The organism is Novosphingobium sp. SG720 (assembly GCF_012275365.1).
Lineage (GTDB): Bacteria > Pseudomonadota > Alphaproteobacteria > Sphingomonadales > Sphingomonadaceae > Novosphingobium > Novosphingobium rhizosphaerae.
Genome location: NZ_JAAZQN010000001.1, coordinates 1,162,828 through 1,182,993, shown reverse-complemented (window position 1 = coordinate 1,182,993; position 20,166 = coordinate 1,162,828). Strand labels below are relative to the sequence as shown.

Genomic DNA, 20,166 nt, shown 5'->3' with positions numbered 1-20,166 from the left:
CACGGTGGATCCTGTTGTCCGCCAAGCGCTCGGGCTTCCATCGGCGTCCACGCCGAGCCGAAAGCGCAGTTGGGCTTGCTCCCCGGCCTGCAACGGACCGCCGGGAAAATCGCCAGGATCAACACACTAACCCCGAGGCTGGCGGGGCTTCCGCCATCGTCGCTTACAGCCCCAGCTTTGCATCAGATCATCCACGCAGCCGTCCAGCGCTGCCAACGCCGGCATCACCGCCCAGCCACCTTCGTCTGGCAGCAGGGCTGCGTCCCCGTCAAGGCAGGGCGCCTCACCCACGGCTCCGGCGCCGGAAACCAGCCGTGCTGGCCTTCGCCTTGGGCGACGGTCACCACTTTGCCTCTGGCGAGGTAGATCGCCAGCCCGCCGGTTTGGCGCAACAGGCGGCGGTCGGCCTTGAGCCAGCGCGGGCGGCACGTGACCGGCAGGGTGCGATCGGCGATGACGATATCCGCCAATGCGCAGGCGCGGGCGAGGTCGCCAAGGTCAACGCGGTCGCGGCCCCGGCTCATCAGCACGGTATAGGCCCGGCCCTGTCGCACCAGCACGGCGCGGCAGAAATCCTCGTTGCACCGCGCGCCGCGCCAGGTGTCGAGACTGCGCGCCTCACCCTCCAGCCCGGCGTTTTCCAGCAGCGTGGACGGGGTATAGTCGCTGCGCGTGTCGCGCAGCATCAGCAGGTCGGGCCCTTCGCCCGCAAGGCCGACATGGTGCCCATCGCCGGTCACCAGCACATCGGGCGTGGGCTGCAACGCTGTCAGCATGGCGCCGAGACATATGGGCACGAAACCCCACAGCCGCACTTTGCCGGTCCACAGCGCCAGCCACAGGAGGCCCGCCACCAGCAGGCCGAACACCCATCCCGGCATGCCCGGCATCAGCGTCACCGCGCCCGGCTGCGCGGCGGTGACATGGGCCAGCCACAGCAGGCCATCGAGCGATTTGCCCACCGCCCACCAGGCCGGCGCGCCCCAGCCGGCCAGATCGAGAAACAGCGCCAGTGCGATCAGCGGCATCGTGACGAACGTGGTCAGCGGGATCGCCACCACGTTGGCCGCCGCGCCATAGATGCCGGCGCGGTGGAAATGAAACAGCGCCATCGGCATCAGCGCCAGTTCGATCACCAGGCCGGTGGCCAGCACCAGCGCCAGGTGCCGCGCCAGCCGCATCGGCCAGCCTTCGTGCGGGTGGGCCAGGAACCGCCGCGCCGGGGCCGAACTGTCGAACGCGATAATCGCGATGACCGAGCCGAAGCTCATCTGGAAACTGGGTCCCACCACGGCTTCGGGCCAGAACAGCATGACGATGAACGCCGCCACCGCCAGCATGCGCAGCGAGAGCGGATCGCGCCCCAGCGCCAAGGCCAGCAGCACCAGCAGCGCCCCCAGGCACGAGCGGATCGTGGGCACTTCTGCGCCGGTCAGCAGGGTATAGCCAATGCCGGCCAGCGCCCCCATTGCCGCGGCGGCCAGCGGCACGCGCAGGCGCAGGGCAAGGAACGGCACCAGCGCCAGCAACCGCGCGGTGATGAAATAGACCGCGCCCACCACGGCGCTGACGTGCAAGCCGCTGATCGACAACAGGTGCGTCAGGCCCGCGTCGCGCATCGCGTCTTCGTCGCTCGGCGCAATGCTGCCGCGATCGCCACTGGCAAAGGCAGCGGCGATCGCGCCGGGCGATCCGCCCAGTTGCGCACGGATATGATCGGCCAGGCGTTGGCGCACGGCATCGAGCCGCGTGCCCGGCGGGGCGGGCGCGATCAGCGTGAGCGGGCCCACACTGCTGCCCGTCGCCATCAATCCCGAAAACCACGCGCTGCGGGCAAAATCGAAGCCACCGGGCACCATCGGCGGGGCGGGCGGCATCAGGCGCGCACGCAGGCGCACCCGCGCGCCATCGCCCAGCCTGGTGTCGCTGCCGGCCGAATCGCCCGGCGGCAGCGGGACGTTGATCCGCACCTGCCCGGCCCTCACCATGCCCGACGGCAACAGGACCTGGGTGGCCAGCGTCACCCGCATGCGGCCTTGCGCGGCCTGAACCTGGCGATCGACCACGGTGCCTTCCAGCACGGCGAGCATGGGCCGGGGAATCGGCGGCGTGCCCAAAAAGGCAGACTTGACCCAGATCGTGGCGCAGCCGGCCGCCGCCATCAGCCCCAGCGAAAGCACGGCCAGTCGCAAATGGGCGAGTCGGCCGTCTCGATCGCGAGGCAGCACCAGCAGCAAAATTCCACCGATTCCAGCCGGAAAAGCAACCCAGTGGTATACCCCCGGGAGCACCACCCAAGCGCAGATTCCCGCCGCAAACGCTACACTTAGCCAGGGACCGCGCTCAGTCCCGCGTTGATCGATCCACGCATTCGCATGCGCGAGCATGCTGGACAAACGCGCCGCTTTGGCCCAATGGCGCCCGAGCCCGTTCGGTCCCATATCAAGACCGGTTTCAACCGGGCCGGCACCAGCGCCTTCGCCTTGCGGCGCAGGACGAACAAGCGGTGTCGCGAGAGAACCGGCCATGCGCCGAATAGGAAGGAATGCGCCCTCGATGGCAAGCCAGACTGACACCGTTTCTGCAGGATCGGGCACGGCCAGCGCCAGCCCGGCAGCACGCGTTGTCACCCGCTTTGCTCCATCGCCCACGGGCTTCCTGCATATCGGTGGTGCCCGCACCGCTCTGTTCAACTGGCTTTATGCCCGCCATCACGGCGGCACTTATCTGCTGCGCATCGAGGATACCGATCGCGCGCGTTCCACGGACGCAGCGATCGACGCGATCTTCGACGGCCTCAACTGGCTGGGCCTGGGCGGCGATGCCGATCCGGTGTTCCAGTTCGCCCGCTCCGATCGCCATGCGCAGGTCGCCAACCAGTTGCTGGACGCGGGCCACGCCTATCGCTGCTATCTGACGCAGGAAGAACTCGCCGCCCGCCGCGCCAAGGCGCAGGAAGAGCGCCGCCCCTTCCGCCTCGAAAGCGAATGGCGCGATGCCGATCCGGCCACCTGGCCGGCGGACAAGCCCTATGTCATCCGCGTCAAGGCGCCGCGCGAGGGTGAAACCGTGATCGAGGATGCCGTTCAGGGCACGATCACCGTGCAGAACGTGGAAATCGACGATTTCGTCATTCTGCGAGGCGATGGCACGCCCACCTATATGCTTGCCGTGGTGGTCGACGATCATGACATGGGCGTGACCCACGTGATCCGGGGCGATGATCACATCAACAATGCCTTCCGCCAGCTCGTGGTGATCCGCGCGATGGACGCGATCGAGGGTGGCTGGCCCGACCCCGTCTATGGCCATATCCCGCTGATCCATGGCGCCGATGGGGCCAAGCTGTCCAAGCGCCACGGCGCGCTGGGCGTGGACGCCTATCGCGACGAGATGGGCCTGCTGCCCGAAGCGGTGTTCAACTATCTGCTGCGCCTGGGCTGGGGCCATGGCGACGAGGAAATCATCAGCCGCGACCAGGCGGTGGAATGGTTCGACATCGCCAATGTCAACAAGGGCGCCTCGCGGTTCGACCTCAAGAAGCTGCTCAACCTCAACGGGCACTATCTGCGCGAAGCCGACGATGCGCGCCTGGCCGCCCTGGTTGCGCCGCGCCTGGAATCGCTCGTGCCCGCGCACGACCGCGCCAAGCTGGTCGAGGCCATGCCGGTGCTCAAGGTGCGCAGCGCCGATCTCAACGAACTGGCCAAGGGCGCGGTGTTCCTGTTTGCCCAACGCCCGCTGGCGCTCGATGAAAAGGCGCAAGGGTTGCTGACCGCGGATGCGCGGGCAATCCTTGCCAAAGTCGTGACGCGGCTTGAGGGCGCAAACGACTGGACAGCGCCGGCGCTGGAGGCCAATCTCAAGCAAATGGCCGAGGAGCTGGGAGTGGGATTGGGCAAGATCGCCCAGCCTTTGCGCGCAAGCCTGACGGGACAAGCGACCTCACCTGGAATTTTCGATGTCCTGGTTCTCCTCGGCAAGGAGGAGAGCCTGGCCCGTTTGCGTGACCACGCTGCCTGACGAGGGCAGCACACAGAACACACTGTTTCTTTGTACAGGAGAGCCTAGCGTGAGCGACAATCAGGCTACTTTGACCATTGATGGCAAGACCATCGACCTTCCGGTCAAGAGCGGCACCATCGGGCCGGACGTCCTCGACATCCGTAAGCTTTACGGCCAGTCGGGCAAGTTCACCTACGACCCGGGCTTTACCTCCACTGCCAGCTGCGACAGCGCGATCACCTATATCGATGGTGACGAAGGCGTCCTGCTGCACCGCGGCTATCCGATCGGCCAGCTGGCCGAGCATTCCAGCTTCATGGAAGTGAGCTACCTGCTGCTCAACGGCGAACTGCCGAACAAGGACGAGCTGGACAGCTTCACCCGCACGATCACGCGCCACACCATGGTGCATGAACAGCTCAGCAGCTTCTACAGCGGCTTCCGCCGTGACGCCCACCCCATGGCCGTGATGTGCGGCGTGGTCGGTGCGCTTTCGGCGTTCTATCACGATTCGACCGATATCGCCGATCCGCAGAACCGCACGATCAGCTCGCATCGCCTGCTTGCCAAGATCCCCACGATCGCGGCGATGGCCTACAAGTATTCGGTCGGTCAGCCGTTCCTCTATCCGCGCAACGACCTGTCGTACACCGGCAACTTCCTGCGCATGACCTTCGGCGTTCCCGCCGAGGAATATGAAGTGATCCCCGAAGTCGAACGCGCGATGGATCGCATCTTCATCCTGCACGCCGACCACGAGCAGAACGCCTCGACCTCGACCGTGCGCCTTGCCGGCTCGTCGGGTGCCAATCCGTTCGCCTGCATCGCGGCCGGCATTGCCTGCCTGTGGGGCCCGGCACACGGCGGCGCCAACGAAGCGGCGCTCAACATGCTGCGCGAGATCGGTACGCCCGACAAGATCCCGCACTACATCGAGCGCGCCAAGGACAAGAACGATCCGTTCCGCCTGATGGGCTTTGGCCACCGCGTCTACAAGAACTACGATCCGCGCGCCACGGTGATGCAGAAGACCGTGCGCGAAGTGTTCGACGCGCTCAAGGTCAACGATCCGCTGTTCGAAACCGCGCTGCGCCTGGAAGAAATCGCGCTGAACGATCCCTACTTCATCGAAAAGAAGCTGTTCCCCAACGTGGACTTCTATTCGGGGATCATCCTGTCGGCGATCGGTTTCCCGACCACCATGTTCACCGTGCTGTTCGCCCTGGCCCGCACCGTGGGCTGGGTGGCCCAGTGGAACGAAATGATCAGCGATCCCGGCCAGAAGATCGGCCGCCCGCGTCAGCTCTACACCGGGCCGACGCAGCGCGACTATGTGCCGATCGAAAGCCGCTGAGCGGGTATCGATAGATGAAAACGAAGGCGGCCATGGCAATGATCCTGCGGATTTTTGGCGTGGCCGCCTTTTTGATGGGCCTGTTGTGGATGGCCCAGGGGCTTGGCCTGGTGCACTGGCCCCGCGAAAGTTTCATGCTCGACCAGCGCCCGTGGGCGTGGCGCGGGCTGGCATTGGCGCTGCTTGGCATCGCGGCCGTATGGCGCGCCGGGCGCCGTCGCTGACGCCCGGGCATTTCCGCCTCACTTCATTGCATTATTCAATGCCCAAGGCGCCGCTCATTCGAACGCGGCGGGATCGGGCGTGGGCGCCAGGCAGGCCTGCCGGTTCCCATCCTGGCAGGCTGCGACTTGCGCATGCCAGGCATCCATCGCGCGCCCATAGGCTGCTTCGCGCCGCGCCTGCGTGGTGCGGATCATCGCGATCGTCTGCGCGCGGCCCTTCAGGGCCTGGTGGTACCGCTGCAATTCGGCGTGCTGCCGGGCCTGAACGCTGGCCATGTCCGCAGCCAGAGCCTGTCCCATGTCGACATTGGCGGCGCGCGTGCCGGGATCATAGCCGGGCGCGACCACGCCCGGCGGCGACGATACCGATGCCGCGGCCGACCCGTCGTTGAAGGGCTGGTTGGGATCTACTGCCTGGGCCAGCGCCGGGCTGGCCACCAATGCACCGGCCAAGCCGGCCATTACCATCATCCTGATCATCACGAACCTTTCCAGAAAGACGCCAGGTGGTCCCCAACGGCAGCAGGCTTACCGGTTGCGATCTGAATGTGGTTGGAATGGCCGGCAAATCTGCCGTTCACGTTGGGACAGGCGGGGCCGGGATGGCGCGGTTCAGCGCGCGTTGACGATCCCGGCACTCGGCACGTCGGCCGGCAGCGTGAGCATGAAGCGCGCCCCTGCCCCCGGCGTGCTGGAAACGGTCAGGTCTCCCGCCATGGCGCGGGCAAGGCGGCGCGAGATATAGAGGCCCAGGCCAGAGCCCCCGTCCCCGCTGCGCCCCAGTCTTTCGAACTTCTCGAACACCCGCGACGCCTGCTCGGCAGTCAGCCCTTCGCCGTGGTCTTCCACAGCGATCCAGGCGGTGGCGCCTTCCACCCCGCAGGCCAGCGTGACCGTGGCCTGTGCCGGGGTATAGCGGATCGCATTGCTGAGCAGGTTGAGCAGCACCTGGAGCACGCGGCGGAATTCGCCAATGGCCGGGGCATGGCAATCCTCTTCCGGCAGGGCCAGCACGATGCCGCGCTCGCGCGCGCGGACCGAGAGGATGCCGGCGGCTCGGCGTGCGCAATCGGCCAGGTCGATATGGTCGGGCGCGGGGGCAAAGCCGGGGGCTTCCACCGCGTCGAGGTCTGCCAGATCCTCCACCAGGCCCAGCAGATGCCGCCCCGCCTCGGCGATATCGGCGGCATAGTTGCCATAGGCATCAGCCAGCGGCCCGGCCAGGCGGCTGCGGATGGTTTCGGCATTGGCGATGATCCGGCTGATCGGCTGGCGCAACGCCGGGGCAAGATCTCTGCCGAGAAAGCCGGTCCAGGGCGGCAGGGCGGCGCCGGCCCCCGCTGGCGCCGGTTCGGCCTGGGGCAGCAGCGCCGGATCGGCCGGCAGGGCCAGGATCGTTTCGGGCAGCAGCAGCAGGTCGAACCCGCTTCCCACCCTGGGCAAGAGGCGCACACGCCAGCGGCGCGGCGATCCGGCCACGTCCACCACCATGTCGTCCAACAGGCGCCAGTGCAGCCGGGCCATGTCGACCCGTCCCGGACGACCGCCATTCCGGCCCCCATCCCTGCCATCTTCACCCAGGCCGAGCGACAGGGCCGCGCAGGCGGTCCAATGCCGGCCGGTGGCGCCGGCAAGATCGGTGGCCAGTTCGACCAGGTCTGGCGCTGGGCAATCGGCCGCGATCACGCGTTGCTGCGCATCGAGCAGCACGTGTCCTTGTGCCAGATGATGCCACAGCGCGGCGTCATCGGCCGGCGGCAGGCCCGCATCCGGCGCGGGCGCGCGGCGCCAATCGCGCAGGACAAGATCGATGCTGTCGCCATCGGGCACGGCGCGCGCCTGAAACGCGATGGGGCATTCGCCGTCCATCGCCAGGATCGGCCGCGCCTGGGCCAGGCCGGTGGCGCGCACCTGGCGCACCAGGGCAAGAAGGGCGGGAATGGCGAGCAAGCCCGGCAGGGTGCCACCGGCAGCAGCCTGCAAGCGGGCCAGTGCCTCGTCGGCCGCAACCAGTTGGTCGCCCGCATCGCACCGGGCGCGGATCGGATCGGCCGCGGCCAAGGTCAGGTGCCCAGCCCGGCTTGCGCCAGCCGCGCCACAGCCGCCTGGGGGGCCAGCACTGCCAGGCTCGCAGGAACAACCGCCTCAGGATGGAACACCGCCACGTGCGCGCGCACGGCATCGCCATCAAGCCCCGCTGCACGCAAGACCAGGGCCAGGCGCGCGACTTGGGCCGGCGCGGCCAGCAGCGCGGCATCCTCGCGCGGGGCGCCCATGGCGCGGGCCAGCGCCGTCAGGAACAGCGCCGGGCCGGCGTGCAGCGGATCGAGCGCCGCAGCCGGATCGGACAAGGCATCGACCAGCCGGCGCAGCAGGGCCAGCCGGCCGCGTTCGGCATCGAAGCGCAAGCGCAGCGACCGCTCGGCAATGATCGCGCGGCTCTGCGCCTCGGCATCGTCGTGGGCGCGGGCATGCAGCGTGCCCAATGCGATCCGCAGCAGATCCTGGGGCAATTCGTCGAGCGGCAAAGCCATGCGCCGCTGCGCCTGGCAGAACCGCGCCTGCGCCACCAGCACGGCCATGGCCAGGGCAGCCCGATCGCCCTGCTGGCCTAAACCATCTTCTACGGGGTGGTCGGCGGTGGCCATGGCCGCTTCGATCAAGGGCGGCACGATCATGTCCACGCCGTGCGCCTGCTCGAGCCGGCAGGCCATCTGCCATTCCAGCGCCTGGCCGTGAACAGCCGCCAGGAACGCCCCGTTGGCACAAAGCAGGCCGGAAAATCCCGCCACGTCATCGACATCGGGCGCGACACCGGCGTCTGCGCCACCGGCCTGGGCCAGCGCGACGGCAAGCTGGCGGGCAACGTCGTCCACCATCCCGCGCACATGGGCAATCACCGCGTCGCCAAACACTTCGCGCTCTTCCCCCAGCACGAGATGGCGCAGGATCGGGGCCGTGCTGTCGAGCGCGGCAGACGCGCGCGCCAGGCCGGCTGCGAACCAGGCATCGTCGCCAAGGGAATAGGGCGCAGGGTTTTGCATGCCCGTGGTTCTAGGTTCCATTGGTTAGCAAGCGGTTAGGAAACAGACCATGCGCCTGTGCCAGAGCCGTTGCAAGCAGGGCGAGAACGATCAGGCGCAACCCGGTTTCCAGCGGCATGAACAGGCCCACCACCAGCAAGGCCAGCGCCACCAGCAGACGGTCGCACAGCCAGGTCGTCCAGCGGAAATCGCGCAGGATCGCGGGGAACAGCCACAGGATCAGCACCAGCACGAGCGGCGGAAACCACGCCGTCTGCGCCGTGGCACTGCCGGCGACGCGCCAGGCACACGTGGCGACCAGCGCTGCATCGAGCAGCGGGCCGAACATCGCCACGCCGCGCAAGTGGCCGGCCGGCTCCAACAGCGAATCCTCCTCCACCTTGGCCAGCAGCCGTGCGGTCTGCAACACCACCCAGCCCAGGCCGAGCAGGGCAAAGGAAAGGCCCGCGCGGCCCCACCATCCAGCGCCCAGCGCCAGGAACACCAGCAACAGTGCCGCCATCGCCACCACCCAGGGCCGCGTGCGCGCATGGAGCAGCGCCGGGCCGGCGCGCCGCACGGCCTGCACCGCTAGCCATTCACCCGGAGAGCGGACGTGGCTGGCCGCAGTATGCTGGGCCAGCCAATCGTTTTCGGCGGCATGGGCATCGGCCTCGCCACGTACCAGGCGCCAGCGCCCGGTATCGAGCAAGGCCTGGGGGACGTTGCGCAATGGCAAGCGCGCCTGGGTGGCAAGGCGCAGGAGCGCCGCCACCGGATTCCATTCGGGCGGCAGATCGCCCAACCCGGCCACCACGCGCCCGGGCATCCGCAAGGCACCCGCCCAGGCGTGGTTGATGTCGATCCGCTCGAACCCGGCGGCAACGCCCGCTTCCACCGGCAGGGCCAGCACGCCGGGCGCCTCGTCCAGGATGCGGCGCGCGTCCTCGGGCATCGCCAGGAACCCTTCGGCAAAGGCAAAGAGTTCGTCCTCGGCCGAAACCAGCGGCACCAGGGCGCGCGCAGCGGTGATCACGTGAAAGCGGGCACCGCGCTGTTCGGCGACGTGCTGGATCTCCACGATCTCGGCCGAGAGCATTTCGGCATGGACGACGATTCGCGTGGCGCCCAGCGCCAGGGCCAGGCCAAGCTGGTGGCGGGCGATACTGTGGCCGGCGATCGGCAGGAAACCGGGGTTTCCGCCCGGCTGGCCGGCCCCCTCGCCCGTCAGATCGACCGGCATGTTTTCCATCAACGAAATGAGCGCGACCCGCAAGTGAATGCCTCCTGATCGCCGCATGGTAGGGCGCCAGCCCCGACATGCCAAGCGCCCGTCCGGCGCCGACGTGCGGCAATCCGTTAAGCCCGGCAGCGTCGCCGTTCAGGCCGTCTGGCCGCCCTCGGGCAGAATGTCGGGTCCGGCGCGAAAATCGTCGAGCCAGGCGGCGATGCGCCGCAGCACCGCCGGATCGCCCGGTGCGCCGGCCAGGGCCTGCTCGGCCAGGGCCATCAGTCCCTCGGCATGAAACGATGCCGCCAGACCCTTGAGCCGCATGCCGGCCATCGACCAGTTTCCGTCGCACCGCGACCGGCGCATCAGATCAAGCTGGCGCTGCGCGCTGTCAAGAAACGCGCTGCGCAGTTCCACGAACAGCGCGGGATCGCTGCCGGCCACGGCCGCCAGCTGGGCATCGATCGGGTCACCAAGATAGGCCATGCTGTTGATAGTGTCGCATCAGGGCTTAAGGCGGGTTTAACCGGTGGCCTTTTCCGTGATACAAGCCCGCCATGAACGGGGGACCACGGATCATTCCGATCGAAGCCAACCAGCCGGAATCCGGCGGGAAAGGCCTGGCGCTGGATCGCGAACACGCGGAAGGTTCCCTGTTATTGCCAGAACTTGCACCCCAATCCGAAGACGATGTCGAGGATGATGCGCCCGCCGCTCCAACGCCTTGGCCGCTGGCCTTGGCCGGCGCGCTGATCGCCGTGTGGACGGGGTTCTACCTATGGGCCAGCGTGCCCGGCCTGATCGCCGTGCACAGCGCGGCGGCCTGGGCCTCGGCCACCGGCCAGTGGGCTGCCCCCGTGCTTGTCGTGCTGGTGGGACTGTTGCTGGTGCAGCGTGGCAGCGGGCGCGAGGCGCGGCGCTTTGCCAGCATTGCCAGCGGCCTCTCGCGCGAATCGGCGCAGCTGCATGGCCGGCTCGGCACGATCAACACCGAATTGGCCCTTGCCCGCGATTTCATCGCTGCCCAGGCACGCGACCTTGACGCATTGGGCCGCATGGCGGCCGATCGGCTTTCCACCCATGCGGAAAGCCTGCGCGGCCTGATCCAGGACAACGGCGCGCAAGTAAACGCGATTGCCGACGTTTCGGCCAATGCGCTGGACAACATGGAAAAGCTGCGCAGCCAGCTGCCCGTGATCGCCAACAGCGCCAAGGACGTGACCAATTCCATCGCCAATGCCGGGCGCAATGCGCACGTGCAATTGGAAGACATGGTCGCAGGGTTCCAGCGCCTGAATGAATTTGGCCTGGCCAGCGAACGCCAGGTCAGCACCGTGCGCGAGCAGGTGCAGGCCGCGCTGGGCGCATTGAACGCTGCCGGGGCAGACCTTGCCCGCCAGACCGAGGCGCGCTTTGCCACGCTGCAAGAGGAAGTGGGCAGCCACCGCGCCGCACTGGACCAGGAAGAGCATGCCGCGCTGGCCGCGATCCGCGCCCGTGCCCAGGCCCTGGCCGACACCCTGGAGGAGCAGCGCCGCACCCTCGCCCGCGCCGAGCGCGAAAGCCTGGCGGCCTTGGAACAGCGGCTGGCGACATTGCAGGAAGCCAGCAGCACGCTGGGCGCCGCGGTGGCCGAGCAGGAAAGCGCCGCGCTGGCAAGCTGGCAGGCGCGCAGCGAAGCCCAGATGCGCAGCCTTCGTGCCGCCCTGGACGAATTGGCCGCGGCGCAGGATCGCAGCCAGGCACAGGCGCAGGCCCGCCTCGCCCAGTTTGCCGAGGAAAGCCGCACCCTGGTGGCCGCGCTCGATAGCGAAGGCGCGGCGATCGACGCGGCCGTGGCCGAACGGCGCGCCACCCTGGCCGCCGGCGCCGACGAGCAGCGCGAGACGCTCGCCCGCCGCATGGTGGAAATCGACCGCGCGATTGCCGAGCGCCGCACCGCGCTCGCCGCCGCCGCCAACGAAGCCACCGAAACGCTGGCCCACAGGCTCGCCGATCTCGACCGCGCGCTCGATACCCAGCGCAACCGCCAACAGGACGAGGCACGGCGCCTGGCCGCGCAATGCGATACCGCCGCCTCGCGCGCTGCCGAACTGGCCGAAACGCTGGCGGCATCGGCCGCCACCGGCGATGCCACGGCCCAGGCGGTGGATCGCGCGCTGGCACTGCTGCGCACGCGCCTGTCCGAAACCGGCATCGAACTGACCGCGCAGGACGATCACATCGCACGCACCACCGATGCCGCCGTGCGCCTGCTCGAACTGATCCAGGCGACGGGCCAGCACAGCCGCACCGAACTGCCCGAAGTGCTGCGCGCCAGCGAGGCCGGGCTGGACCAGTTGGACCAGCGCGTGGCCGCGCTGCACGCCGGCCTGGGCGAAGCTGGCAGCAAGGGCGCGGCCCTGGCCGAGACCGTGCGCGACACCAGCGCCGATATTGCCGCCACGCTGGCCCACGTTGCCCGCCTGCACCAGGCCTTTGCCGAGCAGGCCGAAGCCGAGCGCACCCAGTTGCAGGAACTGCGCGCCAGCCTGGAAACCGCGCGTGGCGAGGCCGAGGCCCTTTCCGGTGACATGACCGGCACGATGGCCACCGCGATCGACCGGCTGAACGCCGCAGCGCGCGCTGCCGGCGAAACCATGGGCAGCACGCTGCACACCGAGATCGACGCCCTGGCCGCGCGCCTGGGCGATGAAGGCAACGCCGCCATCGCGCGCGTGCTGCAAGGGCGCGGGGCGGAATTGATCGCCCGGCTCGAACAGGCGATCGACAGTGCCGCCGCCGCCAGCCGCGACAGCGCCGTGCAGATGCGCGACCAGTTGGCCAAGGTGGACGAACTGGCCGCCAACCTGGAAAATCGCGTGGCGCGCGCCCGCGAGCGCGCCGAGGAGCAGGTGGACAACGATTTTGCCCGCCGCACCGCGTTGATCACCGAATCGCTCAATTCCGCCGCGATCGACATCGCGCAGGCGCTTTCGGCCGACGTTTCGGAAACCGCTTGGGCTTCCTATCTGCGTGGCGACCGCGGCATCTTCACCCGACGCGCGGTCAGCCTGCTCGATAGCGCCGATGCCAAGGCCGTGCAGCAGCACTATGCCGGCGACGCCGAGTTCCGTGGCCACGTGAACCGCTATATCCACGATTTCGAAGGCATGCTGCGCCAATTGCTGTCCACCCGCGATGGCAATGCCCTGGGCGTGACGCTGCTCTCGTCCGACATGGGCAAGCTCTATGTCGCGCTGGCGCAGGGGATCGAGCGGCTGCGGGCGTGAGCATGAGCTAGAGCTTGCATTAGGCTTCGCACCACCCCCAACCCCCTCCTCTAAAGAGGAGGGGGCTTTTGTTTCAGCTCGTTAGCTCCCCCTCCTCTTTAGGTGAGGGGGTTGGGGGGTGGTGGAACCCTCAAGCCAACGCCGCTGCAAACCCCCGCAAATCGGCTGCGAACCGCGCTTCCTCCGCCTCGCGCGCGGCGCCATCCAGGCGCAGCAGGTAGCTGGGGTGGCAGGTCAGCCAGATTTCCGCCCCGTCCTGCCGGGCCAGCAACCCGCGTTCGCGTTGCACGCTGGCGGTGCGGCCGATGAGGGCACGGGCAGCGCTGGCGCCCAGGGCCAGGATCAGGCGCGGCGCAACCAGGTCACACTCGCGGTCCAGCCACCAACGGCAGGTGTCGATTTCGCCGGCTGTCGGCGTCTGGTGCAGGCGCCGTTTGCCGGTCGGTTCATGCTTGAAATGCTTCACCGCGTTGGTCAGCCAGCCCTGCGCCGGATCGATGCCCGCCTGCTGAAGCTGCGCGCGCAGGACTTGCCCGGCCGGGCCCACGAACGGGCGCCCTTCGCGTTCCTCGTTGTCGCCCGGCTGCTCCCCCACGATCATGAAGGCCCGGCGGCGGGTGCCTTCGCCCGGCACAGCGCGGGTGCCGTTGCAACCGATGGCGCACTGGCGGCACGCCGCAATGCCATCGGCAAGACCGGCCAGGCTTTCGGGCGCCGGCCCGAAATCCTGGCGGCCCAGATCGACCATCGCCGCCTCGCGCGCCTGGGCACCGGCGATCAGATCGGGGATCAGGGCCGCTTCGGGCATGTTCTTCCAATACTTGCGCGGCATCTCCTTGAGCATGGCGCCCACTTTCAGCCGCGCCGGATTGAAGATGTTGGCGTAATAGGTCCGCCACAGCTCTTCCAGCGGGTCGCCACCGGGCGCGTCGAGCCGCGTGGCCGGTGGCCCTTCTTCCAGCACGGAACCGTTCCAGTGCAGCGAACCGTCCGGCGTCAGGATCGACCAGCGCATCGTGCCGAAGCGGCGCACGAAAAAGCCGGCATTCGCGCGCAGGATGTGATGGTCCGGCTCGAACCAGGCGACGAAGCGTTCGGCATCGCCTGGCCCATCGCCCACTCCGCGAAAGCGCAGGAACGCGCGCATCTTGTGAATGTCGCGGCGCACCGGGCGCGCCAGCTGGTCCAGGCGCCGCACCAGCGGATCGGCCGCGTCCTGCGCCGCGCGGGGCCGATCCTGCAAGCGCCAGAGCAGGCGATAGGCCAGGTCGAACCGCTGCGGCGCGCGATGCAACAGGGCCATGCGCACCAGACCAAGGAACGCCTTGCTGGCCCGCACCGGCGCTGCGCCTGGGCACGGTGGCGGGATCGGCGCGGGGCCTTGCGCAAACAGGTCACCCGTGCCCTGCCCCGGCTCTTCCCACACCACGTCGTCTGGCGCCACGCCGGCCAGGATCAGGCTGCGCGCCGCATCGCGCCAGGCCTCGGTATCGTCAGGGGCAGGCAGGCACACGCGCAAGGGTCATACCCCGAACAGTTCGAGCTGCTGGGCCTTGGGCGGCGCCAGGCGGCTGCGCAGGTCGGCCCGGTCGACCAGCAGGGTGGGCCGCCAATCGGCGGTGACGATGAACGGACGCACCTTGGCCAGCGAAACGGTGAGCCGGCCCACGTCTTCCAGGCGCAGCCGGCGCTGGCGGCGGGCAGCCAGCAGCGCATTGACCGCGCGCACGCCCAGCCCCGGCACGCGCAGCAGCGCCTCGCGCCCGGCGCGGTTCACATCCACCGGGAAAGACTCGCGAAAACGCAGCGCCCAGGCCAGCTTGGGATCGATATCGAGCGGCAGCATGCCGTCTGCCCCGGCGGCCTGCTGCACCTCGTGCGGGGCATAGCCATAGAAACGCATCAGCCAGTCGGATTGATAGAGCCGATGTTCGCGCATCAAGGGCGGGCGCTGCAGCGGCAACACGGCGCTGGCATCAGGGATCGGGCTGAACGCGGAATAATAGACGCGGCGCAGGCGAAAGCGGCTGTAGAGCGTGGCCGAGCGGCCGACGATATCAGCGTCGCTGGCCTGGTCCGCGCCCACGATCATCTGCGTGGATTGCCCGGCAGGGGCAAAGCGCGGCGCGTGGCGGAACCGCTTGCGCGCGTCCTTGGCTTCCACGATCGCGCTGCCGATATGCGCCATCGCCCCTTCGATCACCGGGGTGGACTTGTCGGGCGCCAGCCGCGCCAGGCCCGCCTGGGTGGGCAATTCGACGTTGATCGAGACGCGATCGGCATAGAGCCCCGCGCGGGCGACCAGTTCGGCATCGGCCTCGGGGATCGTCTTCAAGTGGATGTAGCCGCGAAACTCGTGCTCTTCGCGCAGGATCCGCGCCGCCTCGATCAACTGCTCCATCGTATGGTTGGATGATCGCACGATGCCCGAGGACAGGAACAGCCCCTCGATATAGATGCGGCGATAGAATGCGATGGTCAGGTCAGCCACTTCCTGCGGGGTGAACCGCGCCCGACGCACGTTGGAACTCTTGCGATTGACGCAATAGTGGCAATCGAAAATGCAGTGGTTGGTCAGCAGGATCTTGAGCAGCGAGATGCACCGGCCATCGGGCGCATAGGCATGGCAGATGCCCATCCCCTCGGTCGAGCCAAGGCCCTTGCCGCCCGCGCTGTTGCGCTTGGCCGTGCCCGAAGACGCGCAACTGGCATCGTATTTGGCGGCATCGGCCAGGATGCCCAGACGTTCCATCACCGTAGGTTGCGACATTTGTTCCTTATACGTTCCATATCGCACCGGCGCCAGCGGCATTTTGGGCAATGGGTTGGAACGGACCGGGCCTCGCGCCGGTTATAGGCGCGGAGGGGGAAGACTTTTTGCGGAGTTTTCCGACAATGCCCATGATCGAAACGCGCGACGGCACCCGGCTCTATGTCAAGTCGTGGGGCCAAGGCCCTGCGGTGGTGTTGATCCATGGCTGGCCGCTCAATTCGGACAGCTGGGACCCCGTCATGCATGCCCTGGCCCAGGCCGGGTATCGTGCCATTGCTTATGACCGGCGCGGGTTCGGCCGGTCTGACCAGCCCGGCCACGGCTATGATTACAATACCTTTGCCGATGACCTGGCCGATGTTCTGGAAGCGACCGAAGCACGGCCGGGGGCTGCGCTGGTGGGCTTTTCCATGGGTGGCGGCGAAATCGCCCGTTATCTCTCGCGCCATGGCGCCGATGGCATCAACCGGGTGGCGCTGGTTTCCTCGGTCGTGCCCTACATGGCCAAGACCGACGACAATCCTGAAGGCGTGCCGGCGGAAACCTTTGCCGAAATGACCGATGGCATGCTGACCGACCGTGCCAAGTTCATGGCCCAGTTCCTCAAGGATTTCTATGGCGTTGGGCTACTGACCCAGCCGGTGAGCGACGAACAGCTCAAGCTTTCGTGGAACCACACCATGCAAGCGGGCCTGCTGCCCACCCTTGCTGCGGCCAATGCCTTTGCCACCACCGATTTCCGGGGTGACCTGCCCAGCTTCACCGTGCCCACCCTGGTCATCCATGGCACGTCGGACAAGACCGTGCCGATCGAAGCGACCGGGCGCGCCGTGGCCCGTGCGGTGCCCCATGCCACGTTGCTGGAATATTCCGGCGCGCCGCACGGCGTGTTTGCCACGGCCACCGATCGCCTGATCGCCGATCTCATCGATTTCCTGGCTGGCAAGCGGCCAGAGGATCGCGAGGCCGTGATCGACGCATTGCCGGCGGCAATGCTCGCCAACCCGATGATGTAAAACGCCCTTGAGCAGGAGAGAATTGATGCATTACGACCAAGGCAATCCCACCGAACTCAAGGAAAAGTTCTGGAAGGCACTGGACCATTCGCCTTTCGTCATGCTGCAACTGGATGCCGATCCGGAAAGCGCGGCTCCGATGACGGCGCAGTTGGACAAGCACGCCAACCACGCGATCTGGTTCTTCACCACGCGCGACAATCGCTTTGCCGCGCAAGGCGGGGCAACGGCAACTTATGCCGCCAAGGGGCACGACCTGTTCGCCCGCTTTTCCGGCGCGCTGACTGAGGAAACCGATCGCGCCGTGCTGGAACAGCATTGGAGCAAGACGGTCGAATCCTGGTATCCCCAGGGCAAGACGGACCCCAACCTGCTGTTCCTGCGCATGGACTTGGGCGAAGCGGCGATCTGGTCGGGCGAAGTCGGCGTCGTCGGCGTGGTCAAGATGGCGCTGGGCCTGCCGATCGGAGACAGCCTCAAGGGCGGCTATGCCGAGACCGGCCTTTAAATAGAACGAAATCGTTCCAATAAGCGAAGGCCGCCGCTTCCCTTGGGGAAACGGCGGCCTTTTGCTGTTTGACAGGCAGAAGCGTCAGTCGATCGGCGGCACCGAGCTGGGCGGCAGATCTGCATCGGCCTCGTGCACTTCGGTGAGGCCGCGGCCCACATGGCTGCGGTTGCGGCTATAGGCGTAGTAGACGACCAGGCCGATCGCGGCCCAGCCCACGAAGAGCTGGATCGTGGCGGCGGAAAGGCTGCCGAACAGATAGAGGCAGCCCAGGATCGAGATGGGTGCAACCACGGTCACGGCCGGGGTGCGGAACGGGCGCTTGCGCGACGGGTCGGTACGGCGCAGCACGAGCACGGCGATCGACACGGCCGCAAAAGCGAACAGCGTGCCCGAGTTCGACACGTCGGCCAGCAGGCCCACCGGGAAGAACGCGGCAAACAGCGCCACGAACACGCCCGTAATCAGCGTGATCACGTGCGGCGTGTGGAAGCGCGGGTGCACCTTGGAAAAGAATTCCGGGAGCAGGCCGTCGCGGCTCATCACGAAGAAGATGCGGGTCTGGCCGAACATCATCATGAGAATGACCGAGGGCAGCGCAAGGATGGCGGCAAGGCCGACCAGCCAGCCCACCATCGGATGGCCGACCGAACGCAGCGTCCACGCCAGGGCTTCCTTGGAGCAGACCACGGCATTGTCGGCAATGGCCTTGCACGCCTGCGAAAGATCGTGCGAGCCGGGCGAAAGAGCTTCGTGGCCCGGACCGAACACCGGCTGCGCGCCAACCGTGCCGATCACGCCGGCCGCCACCAGCATGTAGAACACGGTACAGATCGCCAAGCTGCCGATCAGGCCGATCGGCATGTTGCGCTGGGGATTCTTGGTTTCTTCCGCAGCCGTCGAAACCGCGTCAAACCCCACGTAGGCAAAGAAGATCGACGCGGCCGCGCCCGAGATGCCGGTGAAGCCGAGCGGCGCGAACGGTTCGAAATTGCCGGCCTTGAGCATCGGGATGGTCAGGACGATGAACAGCGACAAGGCGACGATCTTGATCGCCACGAGCACCGCGTTGACCGTGGCGCTTTCCTTGGTGCCCAGCACCAGCAGCCCAGTGATCACCGCCGCGATGGCCATGGCCGGCAGGTTGATCAACCCGCCATCGAACGGCCCGCGCACGAATTCCAGGGGCACGGTTATATGCAGGCTGTTCTGGACAAAGCCGATCATATAGCCCGACCAACCGACGGACACGGCCCCGGCGGCAATCGCGTATTCCAGGATCAGCGCCCAGCCCACCATCCAGGCGACGAGTTCGCCCATCACGGCATAACTGTAGGTATAGGCAGATCCCGAAACCGGCACCATGGCTGCCATTTCGGCGTAACACAGCGCGGCTACGGCGCAGACGAAGCCGGCGATGATGAAGCTGATCATCATGCCCGGCCCGGCCTTTTGCGCGGCTTCGGCCGTGAGCACGAAAATGCCGGTGCCGATCACGGCGCCGACGCCCAGCATGGTCAGTTGGAAGGCACCGAGCGAGCGGTGCAGCGATTTCTTTTCGGCTGTCGCCAGAATAGCGTCGAGTGGTTTGACGCGTCCAAACATTGAAATCTCCCGCCTTGGACCGGTGCGGCGGGAACCCCCACGCCAAGACGTTGCACCGGTAACCAGGTCATGGGCCGCAACGCTAGCGGCAACCCCTGCCTTGTCAAAGAGGCTTTTTTCATCTCGTGCCGGCAAGAGGCCCGCCCTTGCGGGTTTTTCCCCATGCTATAGAGGCGAGCGCCTTACCTGACCGGCTTTTTCGGGGAAATGGCAGCCATGTCCACGACGTTTCAGCTCGATACCGCGACCAGCCGCGCGCATCCTACGCCCGCGCCGATGAAGCGGCTTTCGGTGCCCACCATCCGCCAGCGCAAGGCCGATGGGCACACGGCAGAGCCGATCGTGATGCTGACCGCCTATACCGCGCGCCAGGCGCAACTGCTCGATGCGCATTGCGACCTGCTGCTGGTGGGAGATTCGCTGGGCCAGGTGATCTATGGCCTGCCATCGAGCGTGCCGGTGACGCTGGACATGATGGCGGCCCACGGCGCGGCGGTGGTGCGCGGCTCGTATCATGCGGTGGTCATCGTGGACATGCCGTTCGGCAGCTATGAAGCCTCGCCAGCCCAAGCGTTCGGGGCGGCAGCGCGCCTGCTCAAGGACACCGGCTGCGCCGGGGTGAAACTGGAAGGCGGCGCGGCCATGGCCGAGACGGTCGCGTTCCTCACCGCGCGCGGCATTCCGGTGATGGGCCATGTGGGGCTGACGCCGCAGGCGGTCAACGTGCTGGGCGGCTATGGCGCGCGCGGCCGTAGCCAGGCCGAAGCCGACAAGATCCTGGCCGATGCGCGCGCCCTGGCCGATGCGGGCGCCTTTGCCATCGTGGCCGAAGGGGTGGTGGAGCCACTGGCGATCGCAATTACGCAGGCCGTTCCCTGCCCGGTGATCGGCATCGGTGGATCGGCGCAGTGCGACGGGCAGGTTCTGGTGACCGAAGACATGCTGGGCATGTTCGAGCGCGTGCCGCGCTTCGTGAAGCGCTATGCCGAAGTGGCGACGACCATCGAGGAAGCGGCTGCCCGCTATGCCCAGGAAGTGCGGGCCCGTGCGTTTCCGGGCGTGGAGCAGACCTATCAGCCCAAGTGAGGGTTGCGTTTGGCGGCGGGGAGCGTCCACACGCTCAGCCCGAACGGCACGAGGGTTAGCCCCCCTCCT

16 protein-coding genes are annotated in these 20,166 nt (G+C 67.5%); 7 read left to right on the top strand and 9 right to left on the bottom strand.

Annotated elements, in window-relative coordinates; translation table 11 throughout:
- Positions 1-224: 224 nt before the first annotated feature.
- Positions 225-2,387: a ComEC/Rec2 family competence protein gene (locus tag FHW94_RS05340; RefSeq protein WP_168554670.1), complete on the bottom strand. Its 2,163-nt coding sequence runs from the start codon at positions 2,385-2,387 to the stop codon at positions 225-227.
- 169 nt (positions 2,388-2,556) lie between these two features.
- On the opposite strand from FHW94_RS05340, the gene gltX reads away from it, so the two are divergent.
- Genes gltX through FHW94_RS05325 form a run of 3 tightly spaced genes read left to right on the top strand, consistent with a single transcriptional unit; the run spans position 2,557 to position 5,583 of the window.
- Positions 2,557-4,023, top strand: coding sequence for a glutamate--tRNA ligase (gene gltX / locus FHW94_RS05335; protein ID WP_168554669.1), 1,467 nt, complete (start codon positions 2,557-2,559; stop codon positions 4,021-4,023).
- 49 nt (positions 4,024-4,072) lie between these two features.
- On the top strand, positions 4,073-5,359 hold the full coding sequence (locus FHW94_RS05330; RefSeq protein ID WP_168554668.1) for a citrate synthase: 1,287 nt from the start codon (positions 4,073-4,075) through the stop codon (positions 5,357-5,359).
- Positions 5,360-5,397: 38 nt separating this feature from the next.
- Positions 5,398-5,583: a hypothetical protein gene (locus FHW94_RS05325; protein ID WP_349237439.1), complete on the top strand. Its 186-nt coding sequence runs from the start codon at positions 5,398-5,400 to the stop codon at positions 5,581-5,583.
- Positions 5,584-5,637: 54 nt separating this feature from the next.
- Here FHW94_RS05325 and FHW94_RS05320 read toward each other — a convergent pair whose 3' ends face one another.
- The 5 genes from FHW94_RS05320 to FHW94_RS05300 all read right to left on the bottom strand — a co-directional run bounded on the left by FHW94_RS05320 (position 5,638) and on the right by FHW94_RS05300 (position 10,323).
- A complete protein-coding gene (locus tag FHW94_RS05320) occupies positions 5,638-6,045 on the bottom strand; it encodes a hypothetical protein (RefSeq protein WP_168554666.1) in 408 nt (135 codons plus the stop codon).
- Positions 6,046-6,195: 150 nt separating this feature from the next.
- Positions 6,196-7,644, bottom strand: a complete 1,449-nt coding sequence (locus FHW94_RS05315) for a HAMP domain-containing sensor histidine kinase (RefSeq protein WP_168554665.1) — start codon at positions 7,642-7,644, stop codon at positions 6,196-6,198.
- A 2-nt stretch (positions 7,645-7,646) separates the two neighbouring features.
- The gene (locus tag FHW94_RS05310) at positions 7,647-8,627 is read right to left on the bottom strand and encodes a hypothetical protein (RefSeq protein ID WP_168554664.1); all 981 of its coding nucleotides are present in this window, start codon (positions 8,625-8,627) and stop codon (positions 7,647-7,649) included.
- 10 nt (positions 8,628-8,637) lie between these two features.
- A complete protein-coding gene (locus tag FHW94_RS05305; RefSeq protein ID WP_246865889.1) occupies positions 8,638-9,882 on the bottom strand; it encodes a hypothetical protein in 1,245 nt (414 codons plus the stop codon).
- Between the two features lie 105 nt (positions 9,883-9,987).
- Positions 9,988-10,323 (bottom strand): Hpt domain-containing protein, encoded by a 336-nt coding sequence (locus FHW94_RS05300; protein WP_168554663.1) that lies wholly within the window; start codon positions 10,321-10,323, stop codon positions 9,988-9,990.
- Positions 10,324-10,394: 71 nt separating this feature from the next.
- On the opposite strand from FHW94_RS05300, the gene FHW94_RS05295 reads away from it, so the two are divergent.
- The gene (locus FHW94_RS05295; protein ID WP_168554662.1) at positions 10,395-13,109 is read left to right on the top strand and encodes a hypothetical protein; all 2,715 of its coding nucleotides are present in this window, start codon (positions 10,395-10,397) and stop codon (positions 13,107-13,109) included.
- Between the two features lie 130 nt (positions 13,110-13,239).
- On the opposite strand, the gene FHW94_RS05290 is transcribed toward FHW94_RS05295, so the two are convergent.
- Together FHW94_RS05290 and FHW94_RS05285 are read right to left on the bottom strand one after the other, a co-directional pair.
- Complete coding sequence (locus FHW94_RS05290; RefSeq protein ID WP_349237438.1) at positions 13,240-14,622, bottom strand: UdgX family uracil-DNA binding protein; 1,383 nt, start codon at positions 14,620-14,622, stop codon at positions 13,240-13,242.
- Between the two features lie 9 nt (positions 14,623-14,631).
- On the bottom strand, positions 14,632-15,879 hold the full coding sequence (locus FHW94_RS05285) for a putative DNA modification/repair radical SAM protein (RefSeq protein ID WP_168554660.1): 1,248 nt from the start codon (positions 15,877-15,879) through the stop codon (positions 14,632-14,634).
- 125 nt (positions 15,880-16,004) lie between these two features.
- Between FHW94_RS05285 and FHW94_RS05280 the strand changes: the two genes are divergently transcribed.
- The gene (locus FHW94_RS05280; RefSeq protein WP_168554659.1) at positions 16,005-16,898 is read left to right on the top strand and encodes an alpha/beta hydrolase; all 894 of its coding nucleotides are present in this window, start codon (positions 16,005-16,007) and stop codon (positions 16,896-16,898) included.
- Between the two features lie 25 nt (positions 16,899-16,923).
- The gene (locus tag FHW94_RS05275; protein ID WP_168554658.1) at positions 16,924-17,406 is read left to right on the top strand and encodes a pyridoxamine 5'-phosphate oxidase family protein; all 483 of its coding nucleotides are present in this window, start codon (positions 16,924-16,926) and stop codon (positions 17,404-17,406) included.
- An 84-nt stretch (positions 17,407-17,490) separates the two neighbouring features.
- On the opposite strand, the gene FHW94_RS05270 is transcribed toward FHW94_RS05275, so the two are convergent.
- Positions 17,491-19,011, bottom strand: coding sequence for an amino acid permease (locus FHW94_RS05270; protein ID WP_168554657.1), 1,521 nt, complete (start codon positions 19,009-19,011; stop codon positions 17,491-17,493).
- Between the two features lie 216 nt (positions 19,012-19,227).
- Between FHW94_RS05270 and panB the strand changes: the two genes are divergently transcribed.
- On the top strand, positions 19,228-20,097 hold the full coding sequence (gene panB, locus FHW94_RS05265) for a 3-methyl-2-oxobutanoate hydroxymethyltransferase (protein WP_168554656.1): 870 nt from the start codon (positions 19,228-19,230) through the stop codon (positions 20,095-20,097).
- Positions 20,098-20,166: the final 69 nt, after the last annotated feature.

Bases quoted from the DNA above. Each gene is read 5' to 3' on its own strand.
- FHW94_RS05340 (WP_168554670.1), bottom strand. From the start codon at position 2,387: ATGCTCGCGCATGCGAATGCGTGGATCGATCAACGCGGGACTGAGCGC.
- gltX (WP_168554669.1), top strand. From the start codon at position 2,557: ATGGCAAGCCAGACTGACACCGTTTCTGCAGGATCGGGCACGGCCAGC.
- FHW94_RS05325 (WP_349237439.1), top strand. From the start codon at position 5,398: ATGATCCTGCGGATTTTTGGCGTGGCCGCCTTTTTGATGGGCCTGTTG.
- FHW94_RS05320 (WP_168554666.1), bottom strand. From the start codon at position 6,045: ATGGCCGGCTTGGCCGGTGCATTGGTGGCCAGCCCGGCGCTGGCCCAG.
- FHW94_RS05310 (WP_168554664.1), bottom strand. From the start codon at position 8,627: ATGCAAAACCCTGCGCCCTATTCCCTTGGCGACGATGCCTGGTTCGCA.
- FHW94_RS05300 (WP_168554663.1), bottom strand. From the start codon at position 10,323: ATGGCCTATCTTGGTGACCCGATCGATGCCCAGCTGGCGGCCGTGGCC.
- FHW94_RS05295 (WP_168554662.1), top strand. From the start codon at position 10,395: ATGAACGGGGGACCACGGATCATTCCGATCGAAGCCAACCAGCCGGAA.
- FHW94_RS05285 (WP_168554660.1), bottom strand. From the start codon at position 15,879: ATGTCGCAACCTACGGTGATGGAACGTCTGGGCATCCTGGCCGATGCC.
- FHW94_RS05280 (WP_168554659.1), top strand. From the start codon at position 16,005: ATGCCCATGATCGAAACGCGCGACGGCACCCGGCTCTATGTCAAGTCG.
- FHW94_RS05275 (WP_168554658.1), top strand. From the start codon at position 16,924: ATGCATTACGACCAAGGCAATCCCACCGAACTCAAGGAAAAGTTCTGG.
- FHW94_RS05270 (WP_168554657.1), bottom strand. From the start codon at position 19,011: ATGTTTGGACGCGTCAAACCACTCGACGCTATTCTGGCGACAGCCGAA.
- panB (WP_168554656.1), top strand. From the start codon at position 19,228: ATGTCCACGACGTTTCAGCTCGATACCGCGACCAGCCGCGCGCATCCT.